This window comes from Ruegeria sp. CF3 (assembly GCF_056537365.1).
The window spans coordinates 918,881-936,684 of sequence record NZ_JBQFRK010000001.1 but is presented as its reverse complement, the minus strand read 5'-3'; the positions used below and the strand labels follow the sequence as shown (position 1 = coordinate 936,684).

14 protein-coding genes are annotated in these 17,804 nt (G+C 58.2%); 10 read left to right on the top strand and 4 right to left on the bottom strand.

What is annotated here, in order from left to right; translation table 11 throughout:
* The first annotated feature begins 17 nt into the window (after window positions 1-17).
* Together ACR0KC_RS04730 and ACR0KC_RS04725 are read left to right on the top strand one after the other, a co-directional pair.
* Window positions 18-617: a superoxide dismutase gene (locus ACR0KC_RS04730; RefSeq protein WP_113789565.1), complete on the top strand. Its 600-nt coding sequence runs from the start codon at window positions 18-20 to the stop codon at window positions 615-617.
* A gap of 284 nt (window positions 618-901) precedes the next feature.
* Complete coding sequence (locus tag ACR0KC_RS04725; protein WP_170396355.1) at window positions 902-1,354, top strand: baeRF12 domain-containing protein; 453 nt, start codon at window positions 902-904, stop codon at window positions 1,352-1,354.
* A 47-nt stretch (window positions 1,355-1,401) separates the two neighbouring features.
* On the opposite strand, the gene ACR0KC_RS04720 is transcribed toward ACR0KC_RS04725, so the two are convergent.
* Window positions 1,402-1,953 carry an LOG family protein gene (locus ACR0KC_RS04720; RefSeq protein ID WP_170422288.1) on the bottom strand — a complete coding sequence of 184 codons (552 nt, stop codon included), beginning with the start codon at window positions 1,951-1,953 and terminating at the stop codon, window positions 1,402-1,404.
* Window positions 1,954-2,079: 126 nt separating this feature from the next.
* Here ACR0KC_RS04720 and ACR0KC_RS04715 point away from each other — a divergent pair, with 126 nt between their 5' ends.
* From ACR0KC_RS04715 to ACR0KC_RS04705, 3 genes are all read left to right on the top strand, one after another.
* Window positions 2,080-3,420, top strand: coding sequence for a LysM peptidoglycan-binding domain-containing protein (locus ACR0KC_RS04715; RefSeq protein WP_170396359.1), 1,341 nt, complete (start codon window positions 2,080-2,082; stop codon window positions 3,418-3,420).
* Between the two features lie 58 nt (window positions 3,421-3,478).
* A complete protein-coding gene (locus tag ACR0KC_RS04710; RefSeq protein ID WP_480705191.1) occupies window positions 3,479-5,290 on the top strand; it encodes an ABCB family ABC transporter ATP-binding protein/permease in 1,812 nt (603 codons plus the stop codon).
* A gap of 136 nt (window positions 5,291-5,426) precedes the next feature.
* Window positions 5,427-5,750, top strand: coding sequence for a hypothetical protein (locus ACR0KC_RS04705; protein ID WP_480771542.1), 324 nt, complete (start codon window positions 5,427-5,429; stop codon window positions 5,748-5,750).
* Between the two features lie 46 nt (window positions 5,751-5,796).
* Here ACR0KC_RS04705 and ACR0KC_RS04700 read toward each other — a convergent pair whose 3' ends face one another.
* On the bottom strand, window positions 5,797-9,612 hold the full coding sequence (locus ACR0KC_RS04700) for an efflux RND transporter permease subunit (protein ID WP_480705187.1): 3,816 nt from the start codon (window positions 9,610-9,612) through the stop codon (window positions 5,797-5,799).
* A complete protein-coding gene (locus ACR0KC_RS04695) occupies window positions 9,609-10,832 on the bottom strand; it encodes an efflux RND transporter periplasmic adaptor subunit (RefSeq protein WP_170403249.1) in 1,224 nt (407 codons plus the stop codon). The genes ACR0KC_RS04700 and ACR0KC_RS04695 overlap by 4 nt, the downstream gene beginning before the upstream one ends.
* A 226-nt stretch (window positions 10,833-11,058) precedes the next feature.
* Between ACR0KC_RS04695 and ACR0KC_RS04690 the strand changes: the two genes are divergently transcribed.
* From ACR0KC_RS04690 to ACR0KC_RS04670, 5 genes are all read left to right on the top strand, one after another.
* Window positions 11,059-11,730, top strand: a complete 672-nt coding sequence (locus ACR0KC_RS04690; RefSeq protein WP_480771541.1) for a hypothetical protein — start codon at window positions 11,059-11,061, stop codon at window positions 11,728-11,730.
* Window positions 11,731-11,770: 40 nt separating this feature from the next.
* Window positions 11,771-13,093, top strand: coding sequence for a PQQ-like beta-propeller repeat protein (locus ACR0KC_RS04685; RefSeq protein ID WP_480561334.1), 1,323 nt, complete (start codon window positions 11,771-11,773; stop codon window positions 13,091-13,093).
* Window positions 13,094-13,142: 49 nt separating this feature from the next.
* A complete protein-coding gene (gene der, locus ACR0KC_RS04680) occupies window positions 13,143-14,606 on the top strand; it encodes a ribosome biogenesis GTPase Der (protein WP_480438684.1) in 1,464 nt (487 codons plus the stop codon).
* A gap of 163 nt (window positions 14,607-14,769) precedes the next feature.
* Window positions 14,770-15,756 (top strand): fatty acid desaturase, encoded by a 987-nt coding sequence (locus tag ACR0KC_RS04675; protein ID WP_170396376.1) that lies wholly within the window; start codon window positions 14,770-14,772, stop codon window positions 15,754-15,756.
* Window positions 15,757-15,844: 88 nt separating this feature from the next.
* Complete coding sequence (locus tag ACR0KC_RS04670; protein ID WP_480705185.1) at window positions 15,845-16,429, top strand: helix-hairpin-helix domain-containing protein; 585 nt, start codon at window positions 15,845-15,847, stop codon at window positions 16,427-16,429.
* A 52-nt stretch (window positions 16,430-16,481) separates the two neighbouring features.
* Here the strand turns inward: ACR0KC_RS04670 and serS are convergent, their stop codons facing one another.
* Window positions 16,482-17,774 carry a serine--tRNA ligase gene (gene serS / locus ACR0KC_RS04665; protein ID WP_170422274.1) on the bottom strand — a complete coding sequence of 431 codons (1,293 nt, stop codon included), beginning with the start codon at window positions 17,772-17,774 and terminating at the stop codon, window positions 16,482-16,484.
* Between the last annotated feature and the right edge of the window lie 30 nt (window positions 17,775-17,804).

Sequence of the window (17,804 nt, the reverse complement as noted above, 5' to 3'; positions counted from 1 at the left end):
TTCAACAGGGGGCCGAGATGGCTTTTGAACTTCCTGATCTTCCTTATGCACATGACGCGCTGGCAGCCAAGGGTATGTCCGCGGAAACGCTGGAATATCACCATGACCTGCACCACAAGGCCTATGTCGACAACGGCAATAAGCTGATCGCCGGCACCGAGTGGGACGGCAAGTCACTGGAAGAGATCATCGTTGGCACATACGACGCAAATGCTGTCGCGCAGAACGGTATCTTCAACAACATCAGCCAGCTGTGGAACCACAACCAGTTCTGGGAGATGATGGGCCCCGGTGGCAACGCGATGCCCGGTGAGCTGGAGAAGGCTCTGACCGAGAGCTTTGGTTCGGTTGACGAATTCAAGTCGCAGTTCAGCGCTGCCGGTGCCGGTCAGTTTGGTTCCGGCTGGGCGTGGCTGGTCAAGAATGCCGACGGTTCGTTGGCAGTGACGAAAACTGAAAACGGCGTGAACCCGCTGTGCTTCGGTCAAACCGCACTGCTTGGTTGTGATGTGTGGGAGCACTCGTATTACATCGATTTCCGCAACAAGCGTCCGGCCTACCTGTCGAACTTCCTCGACAACCTGGTGAACTGGGAAAACGTTGCCTCGCGGATGTGATTTCCACTTGGTAGAACTTAATGAATGGCCCGCTGGCAGTGATGCTGGCGGGCTTTTTGTTATGAATTGATGGGTGGCCGGTAAAAACCTGCCGGTACGTCAACTTTCATTATCCCACCTATTGTGCACGGCCTTTCAGCACCTACGTAAAGTAGGCGGAGGGAGAGTACCGCCAATCAACCATAAACCTATCAAAATGCGAGCGAAACACCAACGCCGCATCGTTAAACAGGTGTGTCTAAGGGACAGGCGAAGGCCAACCTAAGCGATACAGGAGATCACGAATGGCTGCACTTGAACAGGGAACATGGGTTATCATCGCCGATGGGGAAAAAGCGCTGGTGATGGAGAATATCACGGACGCACAGGACCCCAACTTGGTCGTCGTGTCGGTCGAAGAACAGGACGCAGCACCGACAAAGCCAAGTGACAGGGCAGGGCGGCGACCCGATACGGGACCGAACCAGAAATCTGCAGTTGAAGAGGAGACATGGAAGTCCCACGCAAAATCTCTGTTCGTTCAGGATGTGGCGAACCTTCTGAATCGCAAGGGGCTGAAAGGGGCCTATAAACGATTGGTGTTGGTTGCCAGTCCGCATGTTCTGGGCCTGTTGCGCCGTCGGCTGCACAGTGAAGTGTTGGCAAAGGTGGTGGCCGAGGTTGACAAAACACTCACAAACCACCCTTTGCACAAGGTCGAACGGATACTGAAGACCCGATTGGCAAAACCTGCCTAAACGAATGCCGACAATCGGGCGGCTTGCGCCGCCCGATTGCCAGTTTTTTAGTTCAGTAATTTGCGAAGCGCGGACATGGTCGCATCCGGTGTGTCGACCCAGGTGATGAATTCTGCCAGAGAACCATCTGCAAACCCCTGACCGATCAGTTGATCCAGCAGCGTGTGCAGCGTGTCCCAGTACCCGTCAACATTCATCACCAGAATGGGTTTGTCATGAAGCCCCAGTTGCCGCCATGTCAGTGCTTCGAAAAGTTCGTCCAATGATCCGGGGCCGCCGGGCAGGACAACTACGGCATCCGCGTTCATGATCATCACTTTTTTACGCTCGTGCATCGTCTCGGTCACGATGAACCGGGTAAGGTCGGTCTTGCCGACCTCGCGCTGAAGCAAGTGCACCGGGATCACCCCAAATGTATCGCCGCCGGACGATTGTGCCGCCCGCGCGACCTCGCCCATAAGACCCACATCTCCGGCCCCGTAGACCAGCCGCCAGCCTTCGTTGGCCAACAAGGTTCCAAAGCTGTGGGCAGCGGCGGAGTAGGCAGGATTCACACCATTGCGTGACCCGCAATACACACAGACGGATTTCTGGGACATAGGTAGGGCTCTCTGCTCTTGTGTTAGGGGTTTTGACCCCTGATAGCGGGATTGATAGGTTGGCTCAACCGCTCCATGAAATGCGCGCCAAACTGGGCATTTCCCGGGCGGAGTGAAAGGAAAAGAATGAACGCCAAATCGGGAAGCGGAGGTTCTGGTACCTTCATATGGGGGCTGGTTGCCGGGATCGTTGTGGTGCTCGTTGCGGGCGGGTTGTACCTGTCCGGTCTGTTCGGCGGGCCGGAACAGCAGGCTGAGCAGGAAGCGACTGAAACATCCGAGCCGATTGCGGAGGTCGCCGAGCCGGAAACCCAGCCAGCGGAGGCGCAGCCCGAAAGCCAGGCGGCGGAAGCCGGCGAATCTGTTGCTGAAGACACACCGCCCGAGATTTCCGATCAAACTCCGGATAGCGAAGAAGCGGATGTTCCGGTTTTGGCCGCGCCGGTTCTGGATCAGATATTCGTTGAGTCCGATGGAAACGCGGTACTGTCCGGCAATGCCGAACCGGGGTCCGAGGTCAGTGTTCTGCTGGACGGTGAGACTGTTCACAGCTTCACCGTCGATGACAGCGGCCAGTTCGCCGAGTTTGTATCGATCCCGTTTGCAGACGACGCTCGCGGGCTTTTTCTTGAGACCCGGAGAGGCGAAGACACCAGCCGTTCAGATGATTATCTGATCGCGGCGCTGCCCGAACCGGCCCCACCGGCCGTGTCGGAGCCCGCTGCCGATGAGCCGGTCGAAGAGGTTGCCGAGGCACAGACGACGGATACGGAAACAACCGATCAGCAAGCAGCCAACCAAGTTGAAACCGAAGAGAATGAACCAGAAGTTGCAGGTGCCGCAACGCCACCTGTGAATGAGACCGCGCCCGCGACTGAAACTCAGCCGGAATCAGGCGACGCGCCTGACCAGCAGGTTGCGATCCTGCGCTCGGGCGAAGAAGGGGTTGAACTTTTGCAAGCACCCACTGTTCAGGATACGCCGCCAGAGCAGATTGCCCTGGACACGATTGGCTATTCGGACGCGGGTGATGTGGAATTGACCGGGCGGGCGCAGGATGGATCGGCCGTACGCTTGTATCTGGACAACCAGCTTGTGGCCGACATTGCACCGGCGACTGACGGGCAATGGCGCGGCGAGGTCGAGGGCATTGACCCCGGAGTGTACACTCTGAGGGTGGATGAGGTTGCCCCTGATGGCACTGTGGTCAGCAGGCTTGAGACGCCGTTCAAACGCGAACCCGTCGAGGTCCTGCGCGCGACCGAAACCACCAATCCGGGTGAGGCCTCAACCGACGCTCCGGCGATCCGCTCGGTCACGGTTCAAAAGGGTGATACGCTTTGGGCGATCTCGCGCGACCGGTTTGGTGACGGTGTGCTGTACGTCAAACTTTTCGAGGCCAACAAAGATTCGATCCGTGATCCTGACCTGATCTATCCAGGGCAGATTTTCACCATTCCTGAATAAACATGACCACTGGCCCAACTGGGCCAGGGCAATTCTCTGACCGCAGTTAAGGTACGTGATGAGACAACCATCCGCGATCAAAACCGACACGGACGAGCATCGTTCGGGCTGGCGAACCATCCGCAAGGTTTCGCCCTATCTTTGGCCCGAGGACGAGCCATGGGTGAAACGGCGTGTCATTTTGGCGATGGCGATGCTGGTGCTGGCCAAGCTGATCGCTGTGTATACTCCCATCCTGTACAAAGGTGCCGTGGATGGTTTGGCGGGCGAAGGTGTACCGCCGCTTGCGTTGGGTGCGATCGGATTGACCGTTGCCTATGGTGTGGCCCGCATGATGACTGTTGGCTTCCAGCAATTGCGGGATGCGTTCTTTGCGCCGGTTGGGCAACGCGCGCTGCGAGCGCTGGCGCTTGAGACGTTCCAGCACATTCACCAGCTCTCGATGCGCTATCACGTGACCCGGCGCACGGGCGGTCTCAGCCGGATAATCGAGCGGGGCGTGAAAGGCGTTGAGTTTCTGTTGCGGTTTCTGCTGTTTTCAATCGGGCCGCTGATCCTGGAATTGCTTCTGGTGTCGATCATCCTGCTTTGGTTATTCGACGTCTGGTATCTGGTCGTCGTCGCGGTGACGATTGCGCTTTACATATGGTTCACCTTTGCGGTGACCGAGTGGCGCGTGAAGCTGCGGCGCGAGATGAACGATCAGGATACCGAGGCCAACCAGCGCGCCATCGACAGCCTGCTGAACTTCGAAACAGTCAAGTATTTCAATGCCGAAACCCGCGAAGCCGAACGGTATGATGTTTCGATGAAAGGTTACGCCAAGGCCGCGCTGAAGACGGCCTATTCGCTGGCATTCCTGAATTTTGGCCAGTCGTTCCTGATCACATGCGGCCTGATTGGCGTGATGGTTCTGGCTGCAATGGGCGTGCAGAAGGGCGCGCTGACCGTCGGCGATTTCGTGATGGTTAATGCTTATATGATCCAGATAACCGTACCGCTGAATTTTCTTGGCACGGTGTACCGCGAAATTCGTCAGTCACTGGTGGATATGGGGCAGATGTTTGATCTGTTGGAACAGCCAGCAGAAGTGATGGACAAACCCTGCGCCCCGAACCTGAAGGTAAATGGTGGGGAGGTCACGCTTGAAGATGTCCGCTTTGGATACGAGCCTGATCGCGAAATCCTCAAGGGCGTTTCCTTGGCCGTACCAGCCGGTCAGACCGTTGCGATTGTCGGCGCCACCGGGTCTGGGAAATCCACAATCGGGCGGCTCCTGTTTCGGTTCTACGATGTCACCGGCGGGTCGCTGAAAATCGACGGGCAGGATGTGCGCGATGTTAGCCAGTCAAGCCTGCATGCCTCGATCGGCGTCGTTCCGCAGGATACGGTCCTGTTCAATGACACGATCCGATACAATATCGCTTATGGGCGTGAAGGCGCGACCCAGCAGGATGTAGAGGCCGCCGCCAAATCCGCGCAGATTCATGATTTCATCGTCAGCCTGCCAGAAGGGTACGATACCAAGGTCGGCGAACGCGGCCTGAAACTATCAGGCGGTGAAAAGCAACGTGTCGGCATCGCCCGAACCTTGCTAAAAAACCCGCCGATCCTGTTGTTGGACGAGGCGACCTCGGCCTTGGATACGGATACCGAGCAGGACATCAAAGATGCTTTGGCCCGAGCGGGTGAGGGGCGGACGGTGATCACCATCGCACACCGCCTTAGCACCATTGCCGAGGCCGATCGGATCGTCGTTCTGGAACGTGGTGAGATCATTGAGCAGGGCACGCATGATGAGCTGCTCAGCCGCGAAGGGCGATATGCCCAGCTATGGAACCGTCAACAGGCCGACAGCGAAGCGGCCTAGGCCCGACAGCCTTGACTGCCAATGTTTGTGCGGATCGGTTTGAAAAGAAAATCGGCTGCTGTGGTACGGTTTCCGTTTGACGCGGACCCGCCACCGCGACACTTTGCAGACCGAAACACAGACAAGGAAAAACTTCATGAAAATGCGAGCAGCAGCAGCGTTGACTGCAACACTGTTGATGGCCACTTCGGGGGCAGCCGAGGATCTGGAATTCTTGATTATCAACGAAACCAGCTATGACCTGGTTGAGTTCAACGTGTCTCCGGCCTCGTCCGGTAGCTGGGAAGGCAACCTGCTTGAGAGTGGTTATCTGGGCGCGGATTACGAAGTAGACGTCCTTATTGCGGACGGGCTGACCACCTGTGTCTATGACATCCGTGGTATTTTCAGCGACGGAGAATCGATTGAAGATTATGGTCTGAACCTGTGCGATCTGGGCGAATACGCGTTCGTCGAGTAACGGCCATGCCAGAAACGAAAAGGCGAGCCCGAAGGCTCGCCTTTTTTTATTCCGCCGCCTTCAACGGTGTTGTTGGAGGATGATCAGGGCGGTCGTCCTGAGCGCTCTGATCAGGGGCAGCTTTGTCCTGTTCATCGGTCCAGATCATTTCGGCTGCTTGCACATCTCTCGCGCTTTGGCCGATTGCCATGTCCTGCGCGATTTGGCTGGATCGGCCCGCCGTGGCGCGTGCCAGCGCCTTACCCAGCCATACCGCGTAAGTTGTGACCCACACCCGTAGCGCCAGGAATGAAGGCGTGACGATCAGCGTCAACACCGTGGCGGTACCCAAGCCAAAGACCACCGCCGTGGCCAGCTGTTTCCACCACAGTGCCGTGGGGCTGTCGATCGAATACCCTCCGCCGATGAAATCCAGCGACAGGCCGAACATCATCGGGGTCAGACCCGCCATTGTTGTCAGCGTAGTCAGCAGAACCGGACGGATGCGCGCCTCAGCCGTGCGGACAATTGCATCAATGCGAGACATATAGCCGCTATATTCCTGATAGGTGTCGATCAGAACAATGTTGTTGTTCACCACGATACCGGCCAACGCCACGATCCCGGTCCCGGTCATGATGATTGAGAACGGTTGTTGCATTACCATCATGCCCAGCAACACGCCGGTCGTAGACAGAACCACGGCCAGCAGCACCAGCACCGAATTGTAGAACGAGTTGAACTGCGCCAGCAGGATCACAAACATCAGACCCAGTGCTGCCAGGAATGCGCTGGACAGGAACGCCTGGCTTTCAGCCTGATCCTCCTGATCGCCGGTCCACTCCCAAGTGATGGTGCGACCAAAAGGATCGGTTTCCAGCCACTCGGTCAGCACGGCAATTCGTTCGTTCGGATTGATCAGGGCAAACCGAGCGTCACCGCTTTCGATGGCGGACCGCACTTCACCCACGTTCTCGGCACCCGTTAGTTGAACGAGTTCGAACTCTGCCCCGTCCGCGCTGGTAATCGTGCTGCCAGTTGGTGTGGCACCTTCACCAATCGCGCGCACGGTTGCCAAACGCAGCTCTGCACCGTCAGGACCGGTGGTCACGATCTTGCTCAGCCCAGGCTCGACATCCGCTTTAACGTCATAGTAGCGCTGTTGATCCGCGCGATTGATCTCGGCGAGCTTAGCCACGGGTTTGCGGGTGACGAAGTTCGACAGGGGGACCAACCCGTCCGGTGTGCGAACTTTCAGCGTATCCAGCGTTGACAGGACGCGATCCTGATCAGGTAGGCGGACGCGGATTTCTACCTCTTCATCGGTTGAATCCGGTCGCATTTCACCCAGCAAGATGCCACGCGTCACAAGCTGTACCATCGCGCCAACGGTTGCGACGTCCGCGCCGAATCGACCCGCCTTGGCCACGTCCACGTCGATCTGCCAGTCGATGCCGGGCAGGGGCAGGGTGTCCTCGATCTTGATCAAGCCGGGTGTGGTGTCAAAGGCTTCTCGTGCTGTGACGGTCGCGGCCGTCAGATCCTCCCAGCTATCGCCTTTTATGCGCAGATGAACGGGCTTGGCGGAAGCGGGACCTTGTTCCAGCGCCTGAAGATCAACGATAAAGCCAGGAAGGGTTGCCAGCTCTGCGGTTAGTTCGTCCAGAACAAAATTGCCGTCATATTCCGCCGCGACTTCTTCCTTTGCAAAGCCAAGTAGACCTGCAATCGGTCCCCAGAACCAACCGGTAATCTGTTCAGAGCTGATTGGGCGATCTTCCCAAGGAATGAGCTCGAACTGGACGCGACCAATTGTGTCGGCGGGGGCTTCTGCACCGCCATTGTTCTGATTGAGCCCGCCTTCGCCCGCAAAGGCAAATACGTTGATCACCGCCGGGTGTTCGCTGATCACGCGCTCGGCCTCAAGAACCATTTCGTCCTTTTCAGCCAGAGACAGGTTGCCGCGTGCCCGGACATAGGCCGTGGCCTGTTCCGGTTCGCTTTCCACGAAGAATTCAACACCGCGAGAGTTTTGCGGGAATATGATGAATGCGACCCAGAACACCGCCGCAAAGACGACTGCGATGGACACCACCGGCATGACCGGATTGCCGACCAAGAACTTGATCACATAACCGAAGGGCGTGTGCTCTTTAGCGGTATGAACATGTTCATCCGGGGCGCGTTCGATCTTGGCAGCACTCAGCGTGACCGACCCAGCAAAGGCGCCGAACAGAAACAGCAGCACGCCAGCAATTGAACCGCCGGGCAGCAGATAGTTAGGGTTCAAAACCTGCATCGCGCCGAGGAAGATCATATATAGTGAAGGCGGTACCAGAAGCACTCGCAGCCACCAAGGCGTGCGGGCTCGCAGCCAGTTCGAGCTGCGCTCGAAACTGCGGCTCATACGGCCCGAGACACCGCCCACGACCGGCAGGTAGATCAGTGCCACAATCAGCGAGGCCGACAGAACGAAGATCAGCGTGATGGGCAGCATCTTCATGAACTCGCCGGGGATACCGGGCCAGAACAACATCGGAAGAAATGCACACAGTGTAGTGGCCGTCGATGAAACAATCGGCCAGAACATCCGTTGCGCCGCCTCGACATAGGCGTGCATCGGACCAACGCCTTCTTTAATGCGCTTGTCGGCATATTCCACAACAACGATGGCGCCATCGACCAGCATGCCCACGGCAAGGATCAGGCCAAACATCACCATATTCGAGATGGTGACCCCGATCATCGCGAGGAAGGCGAAGCACAACAGAAACGAGGTTGGAATGGCAAAACCCACCAACAACGCGGCGCGTGTTCCCAACGAAGCCAGCACCACGATCATCACGAGCGCGACGGCGGTCAGAACCGATCCTTCAAGCTGGCGCACCATTGAATCGACGATGCGGCTTTGGTCGTTCGAGGTGCCCACATCAACAGCGGCCTGCAGCTCGGCTGGCCACTTGATCTGTTCTTCGGCGACAGTGGCTTTGATCAGCGCAACGGTGTCGATCAGATTGAAGCCTTTGCGCTTGACCACCTGCAGCGCGACGGTGGGTTCGCCGTTGAACCGGGCCGTGCCCGCGCGGTCTTCAAACGTATAGTTGATTTCGGCCAGTTCGCCTAAGGTGACTACGCGGTCTCCGTTGACCTTTACGGGCAGGCCATAGACGTCCTGAGCAGTCTTAAATGACGACGGGATCTTGACCGAGAACGTGCCCTGTTCGGTCTCGACCTCACCTGCAGCGATCAGTTGGTTGTTGTTTTGCACAACGTTGATCAGTTCGGCGGCCGTGACGTTGTAGGCCTCAAGCCGCAGCGGGTCGATCACGACCTCAAGCATTTCATCGCGGTTTCCGGCAATGCCAGCTTCCAGCACTGCGTCCAACGCCTCAAGTTCGTCCTGCAGATCTTTGGCAACGCGCGCCATTGTACGCTCTGGTACCGGGCCGGTCAGGTTAACGATGACGATGGGAAACTCAGAGAAGTTGACCTCGGTAATCGTGTATTGCTCAGCCCCATCAGGGAAATCAGCCTGCGCGGTGTTCATGGCATCGCGAACATCCGCGATGGTGGCGGATTTGTCCCAACCGAACTCGAACTCCAGCAGAATACCTGCGTAGCCCTCGGCGGCGGTGGCCGTCATCGTGTCCAACCCGTCGAGATCGGCCATCTCGGTTTCCATCGGCCTGATCAGCAGGCTTTCGCTGTCCTCGGCTGAAATCCCTGGAAACTGCACCGACACGAAGAGCATCGGGATATCGATGTCGGGTTCACCCTCTTTTGGGAGCCCGACATAAGCATACCCGCCGATAACCAGCGAAATCGCGATGAAAGCCAGCACCATTCTGGCACGGCTTGCGGCCCAACTGACGATACCCGTCATTGCGATACTTCCCTGTATGTCGGCGCGACCGTCACACCACGTGTGACGAATTCCTGCCCGATCACGATGATATCAGCAGTTTCCGGCAGGCCACCAACCCATACACCATCAGCGGTGTCACGCAGAAGGCGGATCGGAACAAAATCAACGACATTGTCGGCTACCACGGTGCGAACACCAAGCTCACCTTCATTGTTCAAGGTCAGTGCGGATTGGGGCAGCAGATGTGCCTTGACCCCTTCGGCCGCGATCTGAATGTTGGCGGTTTGGCCGTCACGGATCAGCAGTTCCGGGTTTGGCACTGTGATCTCGACCTCGAATGTCCGCGTGGTTTCATCGGCCGAACGGCTGAGGAAGGTCACGCGCCCCTCGACCTGCAGACCCGTAACCAACTGCGCAGTTGCCATCGATCCGACAATGATCCGATTCACTTCTGATTCAGGCACAAAACCCACCAGCTTGATCGGGTCGAGCTGGATGACGGTTGCGCAGAGCGAGCCGGGCTGCATCAGGCTGCCCAATTCCGCAGTATCACTTTCAAGCAGACCCTTGAACGGTGCGCTGATGGTCAGGCGATCAATCTCGCGCTGGGCGGCTGCTACTGCTGCGGTGGCGGCTTCAATCCCGGCTTGCGTAGCTTCCAGACCGGCCTCGGCGGATTTGATTCCGGCCTCGGCAGTGCTCATTTCGGCTTCGCTTGAGATACGGCGCGTTTCTGATCCAAACCCGGTTTCCGACAGCTTGCGGGCTGCTTTCAGATTGATTTCGGCTTCAGCCAAACGGGCGTGAGCTTCTTCCAGGCGCGCTTCGGCCTCGGGAACGCGGCTTTCGGCCTCAAGCTTGGCTGCCATGGCTTCGGCCAGGCTCGCGGGCCGGGTTCCGGGGTCAAGCTCGCACAGCAGATCTCCTGCTTCGACAAAAGCTCCTTTGCGCTTGGGCTCGGACAGGACTGTCGAAATGGTTTCGGCAAGGACCTCGACCTGGCGGTTTGCCTTGGTCTGACCCCGTAATTGAACGGCGCTGCCGATCTCGCGCGCAGTCGAGCGCAGCACGACAACGCCGATCGAGTCCGGTGATTGCACCGATTCCGAGGCCTCGGTCGCGGTCTCGGATGGCTCGTCTCCGCGACCTGCAAACGCAAACAGCGCGTCGCGCTCGAAAACAAGAAAATACAACGCAACAATAACCAAAATGGCGTTAACGAATGAAATCAATCGCATGCGGTAGAATCTCCAGATCTGTTCGCGCGGTCGGCTTTAGCCGCTATCCCTTAAAATGGGGCTGTGGCCATGTCTTTTCCATACTGAACTGAATAGTTCGGTTTAGTTTTTTACGCAAGGGTCACCCACATGGTGGCAAATGTATGAATTCGGGCACTTGGCTTGGCCTGATCGCCGGGGTATGACATGGCGCTAGAAAACCGGACACTTAAGCCTGGGGGCAGGGATGAGCGACGCCGACAGTTTTATTGAAGAGGTCACCGAAGAGGTGCGCCGCGATCGCATGTACCTTCTTTTGCGCCGTTGGGGCTGGGTCGGTGTGCTGGCTGTCGTGGCCATTGTCGGGGGCGCTGCGTTCAACGAATACCGAAAAGCACGTGATACCAACCAGGCCGAGGCTCTGGGTGATGCGATTCTGTCGGCGCTGGCTGAAAACGGATCGGCCGAACGGGCACAAAGCCTGCAGGCGATCAATGCTGCGTCTGTCGGCGGTGACGCGGTTTTGAACATGTTGCTGTCCGCCTCTCAGGCCGAGGCCGGATCGGCGCAAGATGCGGTGAACAGTCTGAACGCGATCGCCACGCAGGGGGATTTGCCTGAAATCTATCGCGCGATTGCAAGTTTCAAGGCATTGCTACTGCAAACTGACACGATGCCAGTGGCGGATCGTCGTCAACAGTTCGAAGCGCTGGCCATACCTGGTGCTCCTTTGCGTCTGCTCGCCGAAGAACAATTGGCCCTGATCGATGTGGCCGAGGGCAATACGCAAGCCGCTTTGGACCGTTTGCAGGCGTTGCGCCAGGACGCCGAGGCCAGCGTCGATCTGCAACAGCGCGCGGCTCAACTGATCGTCGCGCTTGGGGGCGAACCCGAGCCCGTGGCGAACCAGCAGGGTTAACCGGCAGCGAAACGGAACATCACAGGCGAGTTTGTAGATTATGCTATCACGTTATTTCTCAGGCTTCGGATTGCCGGTTGCGGCAGCCGCGCTCACCGTTCTCAGCGCCTGTCAGGAACCCGAAGTCATTCTGCCGGGTGAGCGTGAGGATATTCGTGCCTCCATCGACAACGAAACCGTTGAAACCCGTGGCGCCAAACCGATCAGTATTCCGGCTCAAAGCCGCAACGCCAACTGGTCGCAAAGCGCGGGAACACCCGCCTTCCGCACTACAAACGCAGCGCTGAGTGCCACACCGCAGCGTATTTGGTCTGCTAACATTGGGTCCGGCGATAGCCGAAAACAGCGGATCACCGCAGACCCTGTTGTTGCTGGTGGCCTGATATATACGCTCGATTCCGGGGCAATTGTCTCGGCTGTTACGCCCCAAGGGCAGGTCGCCTGGAGCACAAACCTTATCCCGCCGAATGAAAAGGACGGGGATGCCACAGGCGGAGGGCTCGCCTATGCCGACGGTGTGCTTTATGTCTCGTCGGGTTTCGGTAGGTTGACCGCGCTCGATGCGAAATCCGGGGCGCAAAGGTGGCAGAAACGTCTGAATGCAACTGGCAGCGGTGCTCCTTTGGTTAGCGGCGGCATACTCTATCTGGTGGCCGGGGACGAAACCGGTTGGGCGGTGAATACCAAGGATGGGCGGATCATCTGGCAAATCGAAGGCACGCCGAGCGTCGGCAACGTTCTGGGTGCACCTGCTCCCGTGATTGCCTCGGACCTGTCAGTCTTTGCCTTTGGATCGGGTGATGTCGCGGCAACATTCCGCCGGGGCGGTATTTTACGCTGGAACGCGTCCGTTGCAGGCGGGCGTCGGGGCCGAGCGGCAGCTCAGATCGTGGATGTGACCGCCGGGCCCATGGTGTCGGGTAGTTCGGTCATAATCGGCAACCATTCGGGGCGCACGGTCTCGTTCGACGGGAATTCGGGTGAGCGGAACTGGACAGCACCGGAGGGGGCCGTTGACACAGTCTGGCCGGCGGGGAACAGTGTTTTCCTGATCAGTGATCGCAGCCAGTTGGTACGGTTGGATGCAGCCGATGGCTCGACTGTCTGGGCCATCGATCTGCCGGGCTTTGTCAAGAACAAGCCGGGCCGCCGGGGTCCGATCTTTGCCCATTACGGCCCGATCATGGCCGGTGGACGCCTTGTCGTGGCTTCGAACGACGGCTATCTGCGCTTCTTCAATCCCGTCGACGGAGCGCTGGTGCATCAGGTCGAAGTGCCGGGTGGCGCGACCACGGCACCGGTTGTGGCGGGTCAGACGCTGTATGTTGTGTCGACCAAGGGCGAACTGCACGCTTTCCGTTGACGACAAGATGCGTTAAAGGGCGCATCTTGAGTCTTGAAAGTTGAATATCATGTCGCTGACCCTCGCCATCGTGGGGCGCCCGAATGTGGGCAAATCCACTCTGTTCAATCGCCTTGTGGGCAAACGCCTGGCTTTGGTCGACGACCAGCCCGGCGTGACGCGTGACCTGCGCGAAGGTGAAGGGCGGCTGGGCGATCTGCGTTTTACCGTGATCGACACGGCGGGTCTTGAGGACGCAACCGATGACAGCTTGCAAGGTCGGATGCGCCGCCTTACCGAGCGTGCAGTGGACATGGCCGATGTCTGCCTGTTCATGATTGACGCGCGGGTGGGCTTGACGCCCACGGACGAAATGTTCGCCGAGATTCTGCGTAAGCGCTCCAAACACGTGATCCTGGCAGCGAACAAGGCCGAAGGGAACGCGGCTGATGCGGGCGTGCTTGAAGCATACAACCTAGGCCTTGGCGAGCCGGTGCGTCTGTCGGGCGAACATGGCGAGGGGATGACGGACCTCTATGCGCAATTGATGCCACTGGCTGACGCGGCTGAAGAGGCGCGCATAGAAGAGACGCCGCAAACCGATATCGAGCTGGACGAAGACGGGGAAGGCGAAGCCCCGCTGATCACCGCTGACAAACCCCTGCAAGTCGCTGTAGTTGGTCGTCCGAATGCCGGTAAATCCACCCTGATCAACAAGATCATCGGCGAGGATCGACTGCTGACCGGCCCCGAGGCCGGGATCACGCGCGACGCGATCAGCTTGCGGATCGACTGGGCCGACCCTGATGGGGACAGCACCCCGATGCGGATTTTTGATACCGCCGGGATGCGGAAGAAGGCCAAGGTGCAGGAGAAGCTTGAGAAACTCTCGGTTTCCGACGGGCTGCGCGCAGTCAAGTTTGCCGAGGTCGTCGTCGTGTTGCTGGATGCGGCTATCCCATTCGAGCAACAGGACCTGCGCATTGCCGATCTGGCCGAACGTGAGGGTCGTGCTGTGGTCGTCGCCGTCAACAAATGGGACATCGAAGAAGACAAACAGGAAAAGCTGCGCGATCTGAAAGAATCCTTCGAACGTCTGCTGCCGCAGTTGCGTGGAGCGCCGCTGATCACAGTCTCCGCTAAAACAGGCCGCGGTTTGGAACGTTTGCGCGCCGCGATATTGCGTGCCCATGACGTGTGGAACCGCCGCGTGCCGACCGCTGCGCTGAACCGTTGGCTGACCGCCATGCTGGAACAGCACCCGCCGCCAGCCCCGCAGGGGCGCCGGATCAAGCTGCGGTATATGACGCAGGCCAAGACCCGCCCGCCCGGGTTTGTGGTCATGTGCTCGCACCCTGACAAGATGCCTGACAGCTATTCGCGTTATCTGGTCAACGGCCTGCGCGAGGATTTTGATATGCCGGGCACCCCTATCCGCCTGACTTTGCGCGGGCAAGGGGACAAGAACCCCTACAAAGGGCGGCGCAAGAAAAACGCAGGCGCACTGGCCAAGCATCTCAAGGGACGGGCGTAACTGCGCTAATTTCCAGCATTTTCAGAGAGGGGGCGTGACAGCCCCGTTTCTGCGCGCTAGCATTCAAGCGCGTGCATTTGTTTTGCACGTGCTGCTTGTTTGCGGGATTTCCGCACTTAATTTCGAATTTGTGATTGGTCGACCTCCGTGGGGAGCGGGCGTGATGGATCTGAGAGAATATACAAGACAATACGCGGTGCAGGACAACAAGCTTGCCGCGCTCAGTTATTTCGGAACATTCGCGGTGTATTTCGCATCGCTTACATTGGCGATCACCTATGTCGACCGCTGGTACATCATGATCCCGGCGGGGATCGTTTTTGCCTTCTCTGCCGTGCGTCTCTATGTCCTGCAGCATGATTGCGGGCACCATTCGTTGTTCGAGACGCGCGAGCAGAACGAATGGGCTGGCCATGGGTTATCGCCCTTCACATTTGCCCCGTTCGAGGTGATGAAGCAGAACCACAATCTGCATCACGCCGGAATCGGCAACCTCGAGCATCGCGAGACCGGTGAAATCCACACCATGACGCTGCGCGAATGGAACGAGGCGGATTGGAAAAAGCGTTTGTTTTACCGACTGTATCGGAATCCCTTCATTCTAGTGCCGGTTGGCGCGCTGTTCACATACTTCATCCGCTATCGCTGGCCAAAGAACACCGTGCGGTTCGGTGTGATGGGCGTGGTGCTGCACAACCTCTCGATTGTTGTGTTTTTGGGACTGCTGTATTTGATCGCCGGTGCCACCGGCATTCTGGTCTGGCTGGTGTTTTCGCTGCTGGGCGGGATGCTTGGGGTGTTCCTGGTGTATTTGCAGCACAATTTCGAAGATACCTACTGGGATCGCCGCCCCGAGCTGGATCCAAAGCTGGCTGCGTTGGAGGGGTCCTCGGCGCTGGATTTCGGCTGGTGGTTCGATAATGCGGTGGCCTGCATCACATTGCATGACATCCACCATTTCAATGCCCGCATCCCATCTTACCGGCTGCGCGCGTGCCACTATAACCTGCCGCCAGAATATACACCGCGACGGATCAAGTTTCCCGAGGCAGTGGCAGCGCTGAATCTGAAACTATGGGATGAAGACGCCAAAAGACTTGTCCCATTTCCCAGCCGAACTGCAGGCCATCGCCTGGCCGAAAGCGGGTAACCTCCTATCTAATTCTTGAATTGGCGCTCTCTCAGGAACGTATGTGCTGTGCATTTACAATCTGGGGGAGTTAACGAAAGGAAACGAAATGACCGCAGTTACTGAGGTGCGTGGCGTAGGGCCAGCGCTTGCTAAGGCATTGAATGCAAAGGGCTACAAAACAGCAGAAGCCATTGCCAAGGCCAAACCGGAAGATCTGTCCGGCACCCCGCGCGTCGGTTCCACCCGCGCAGCTAAGCTGATCGCGGCTGCGAAAGAAGTCGTCGGTGCCAAGCCCAAGCCCGCGCGTCGCGCTGCTACCCGCAAGCCTGCAGAGCGGAAATCGGCTGTGCAGCGCGCGACAGCCAAAAGCAATGCGGCTGCGAACAAGGCCGAGGCCGAGCGTAAGGCGGCAAAGGAGCGCGCGGCGGCAGAACAGGCCGCTGCCGAGGCCAAGGCAAAGAAAAAGGCGAAAGCCAAGGCCAAGGCTGAAAAGGCGGCCAAGAAGAAGTCTGAAATGGAGGCGGTGTTTTCCAAAGCCAAGGAAAAGGTCAAGGAAAAGGCCAAGAAGGGTAAGAAAAACAAGAAGCCCAAAAAAGACGTTAAGAAAAAGGACGCCAAAAAGAAGGACGATAAGAAGAAGTCCGACAAGAAGCCCGGAAAGAAGAAAGATAAGAAAAAGGCGAAGAAGTGATACTTCTCCGCCTTATCCGATCGGGAACCGGCGCCTGAATGCGCCGGTTTTTTTAAGTCAGCGTGCCGTTGGTTTGAAGGGTTAGCTTGCCGCCCAGATAGGGTGCCAGAACCTCGGGCAGGGTGACCGTCCCATCCGTGTTCTGACCATTTTCCAACACAGCTATCAGGCAGCGCCCCACGGCCAGGCCCGAACCATTCAGGGTATGGACATATTCTGGCTTTCCCCCGGCCTCGGGCCGGAAGCGCGCATTCATGCGGCGCGCCTGAAAATCCCCGCATGTCGAGACCGAGCTGATCTCGCGATAAGTGTTCTGGCCCGGCAGCCACGCCTCGATGTCGTAAGTGCGTCGTGCACCAAAGCCCATGTCGCCGGTGCACAAGATCACGGTGCGATAGGGGATGCCCAGCTTTTCGAGAATGCCTTCGGCGCAGCGCAGCATACGTTTCTGTTCATCATCCGACTTGTCCGGATGGGTGACCGAGACCATCTCGACCTTTTCGAACTGGTGCTGCCGCAGCATCCCGCGTGTGTCCTTGCCCGCCGATCCAGCCTCGGACCGGAAGCACAGGGAATGGGCGGTATAGCGGCGGGGAAGATAGCTTTCCTCGATCATCGTGTCGTTGACGATGTTGGTCAGTGAAACCTCGGAAGTCGGGATCAGCCACCAGCCTTCGCGGGTTTGATAGCTGTCCTCGCCAAACTTCGGCAACTGGCCGGTGCCCTGCATCATTTCCGAGAGAACCAGAACCGGGCCGTTGACCTCGGTCAGCCCGTTCTCATTGATATGCGTGTCCAGCATGAACTGCGCCAAAGCGCGGTGGATGCGAGCGACGCCGCCCGACAGCAGCACAAAGCGCGAGCCGGAGAGTTTGGCAGCCGTCTCAAAATCCATGCCATTCTGAACGGCATCGATTTCAAAATGCTCTTTCGGCGCGAAATCCAATTCGCGTGGTGTGCCCCAGCGGTTGATTTCGACATTGTCGTTCTCATCCGCGCCTTCGGGCACATCCTCGGCGGGCAGGTTCGCGATGCGGATCAGCTGGTCGGCCAGCAGAGCGTCCAGATCCTTGGCCTCGGTCTGCATCCGGGCCACTTCGGCCTTTTTCTCGGCGACCAGAGCGCGCAGGCGTTCGAATTCAGCTTCATCCCCGCGCCCTTTGGCAGCGCCAACCTCTTTGGAGGCCTTGTTCTGCTCGGCCTGCGCTGTCTCAGCAGCCAGAATCTTGGCGCGGCGGCTTTCGTCCAGCCTCAGCAAGTCTGACGACACCGGCGCGTCCCCACGGCGCGCAAGGGCGGCGTCGAAGGCGGCTGGGTTTTCGCGTATGGCGCGGATGTCGTGCATGGTTCAGATCCTTAACTGCGTGAATCACTG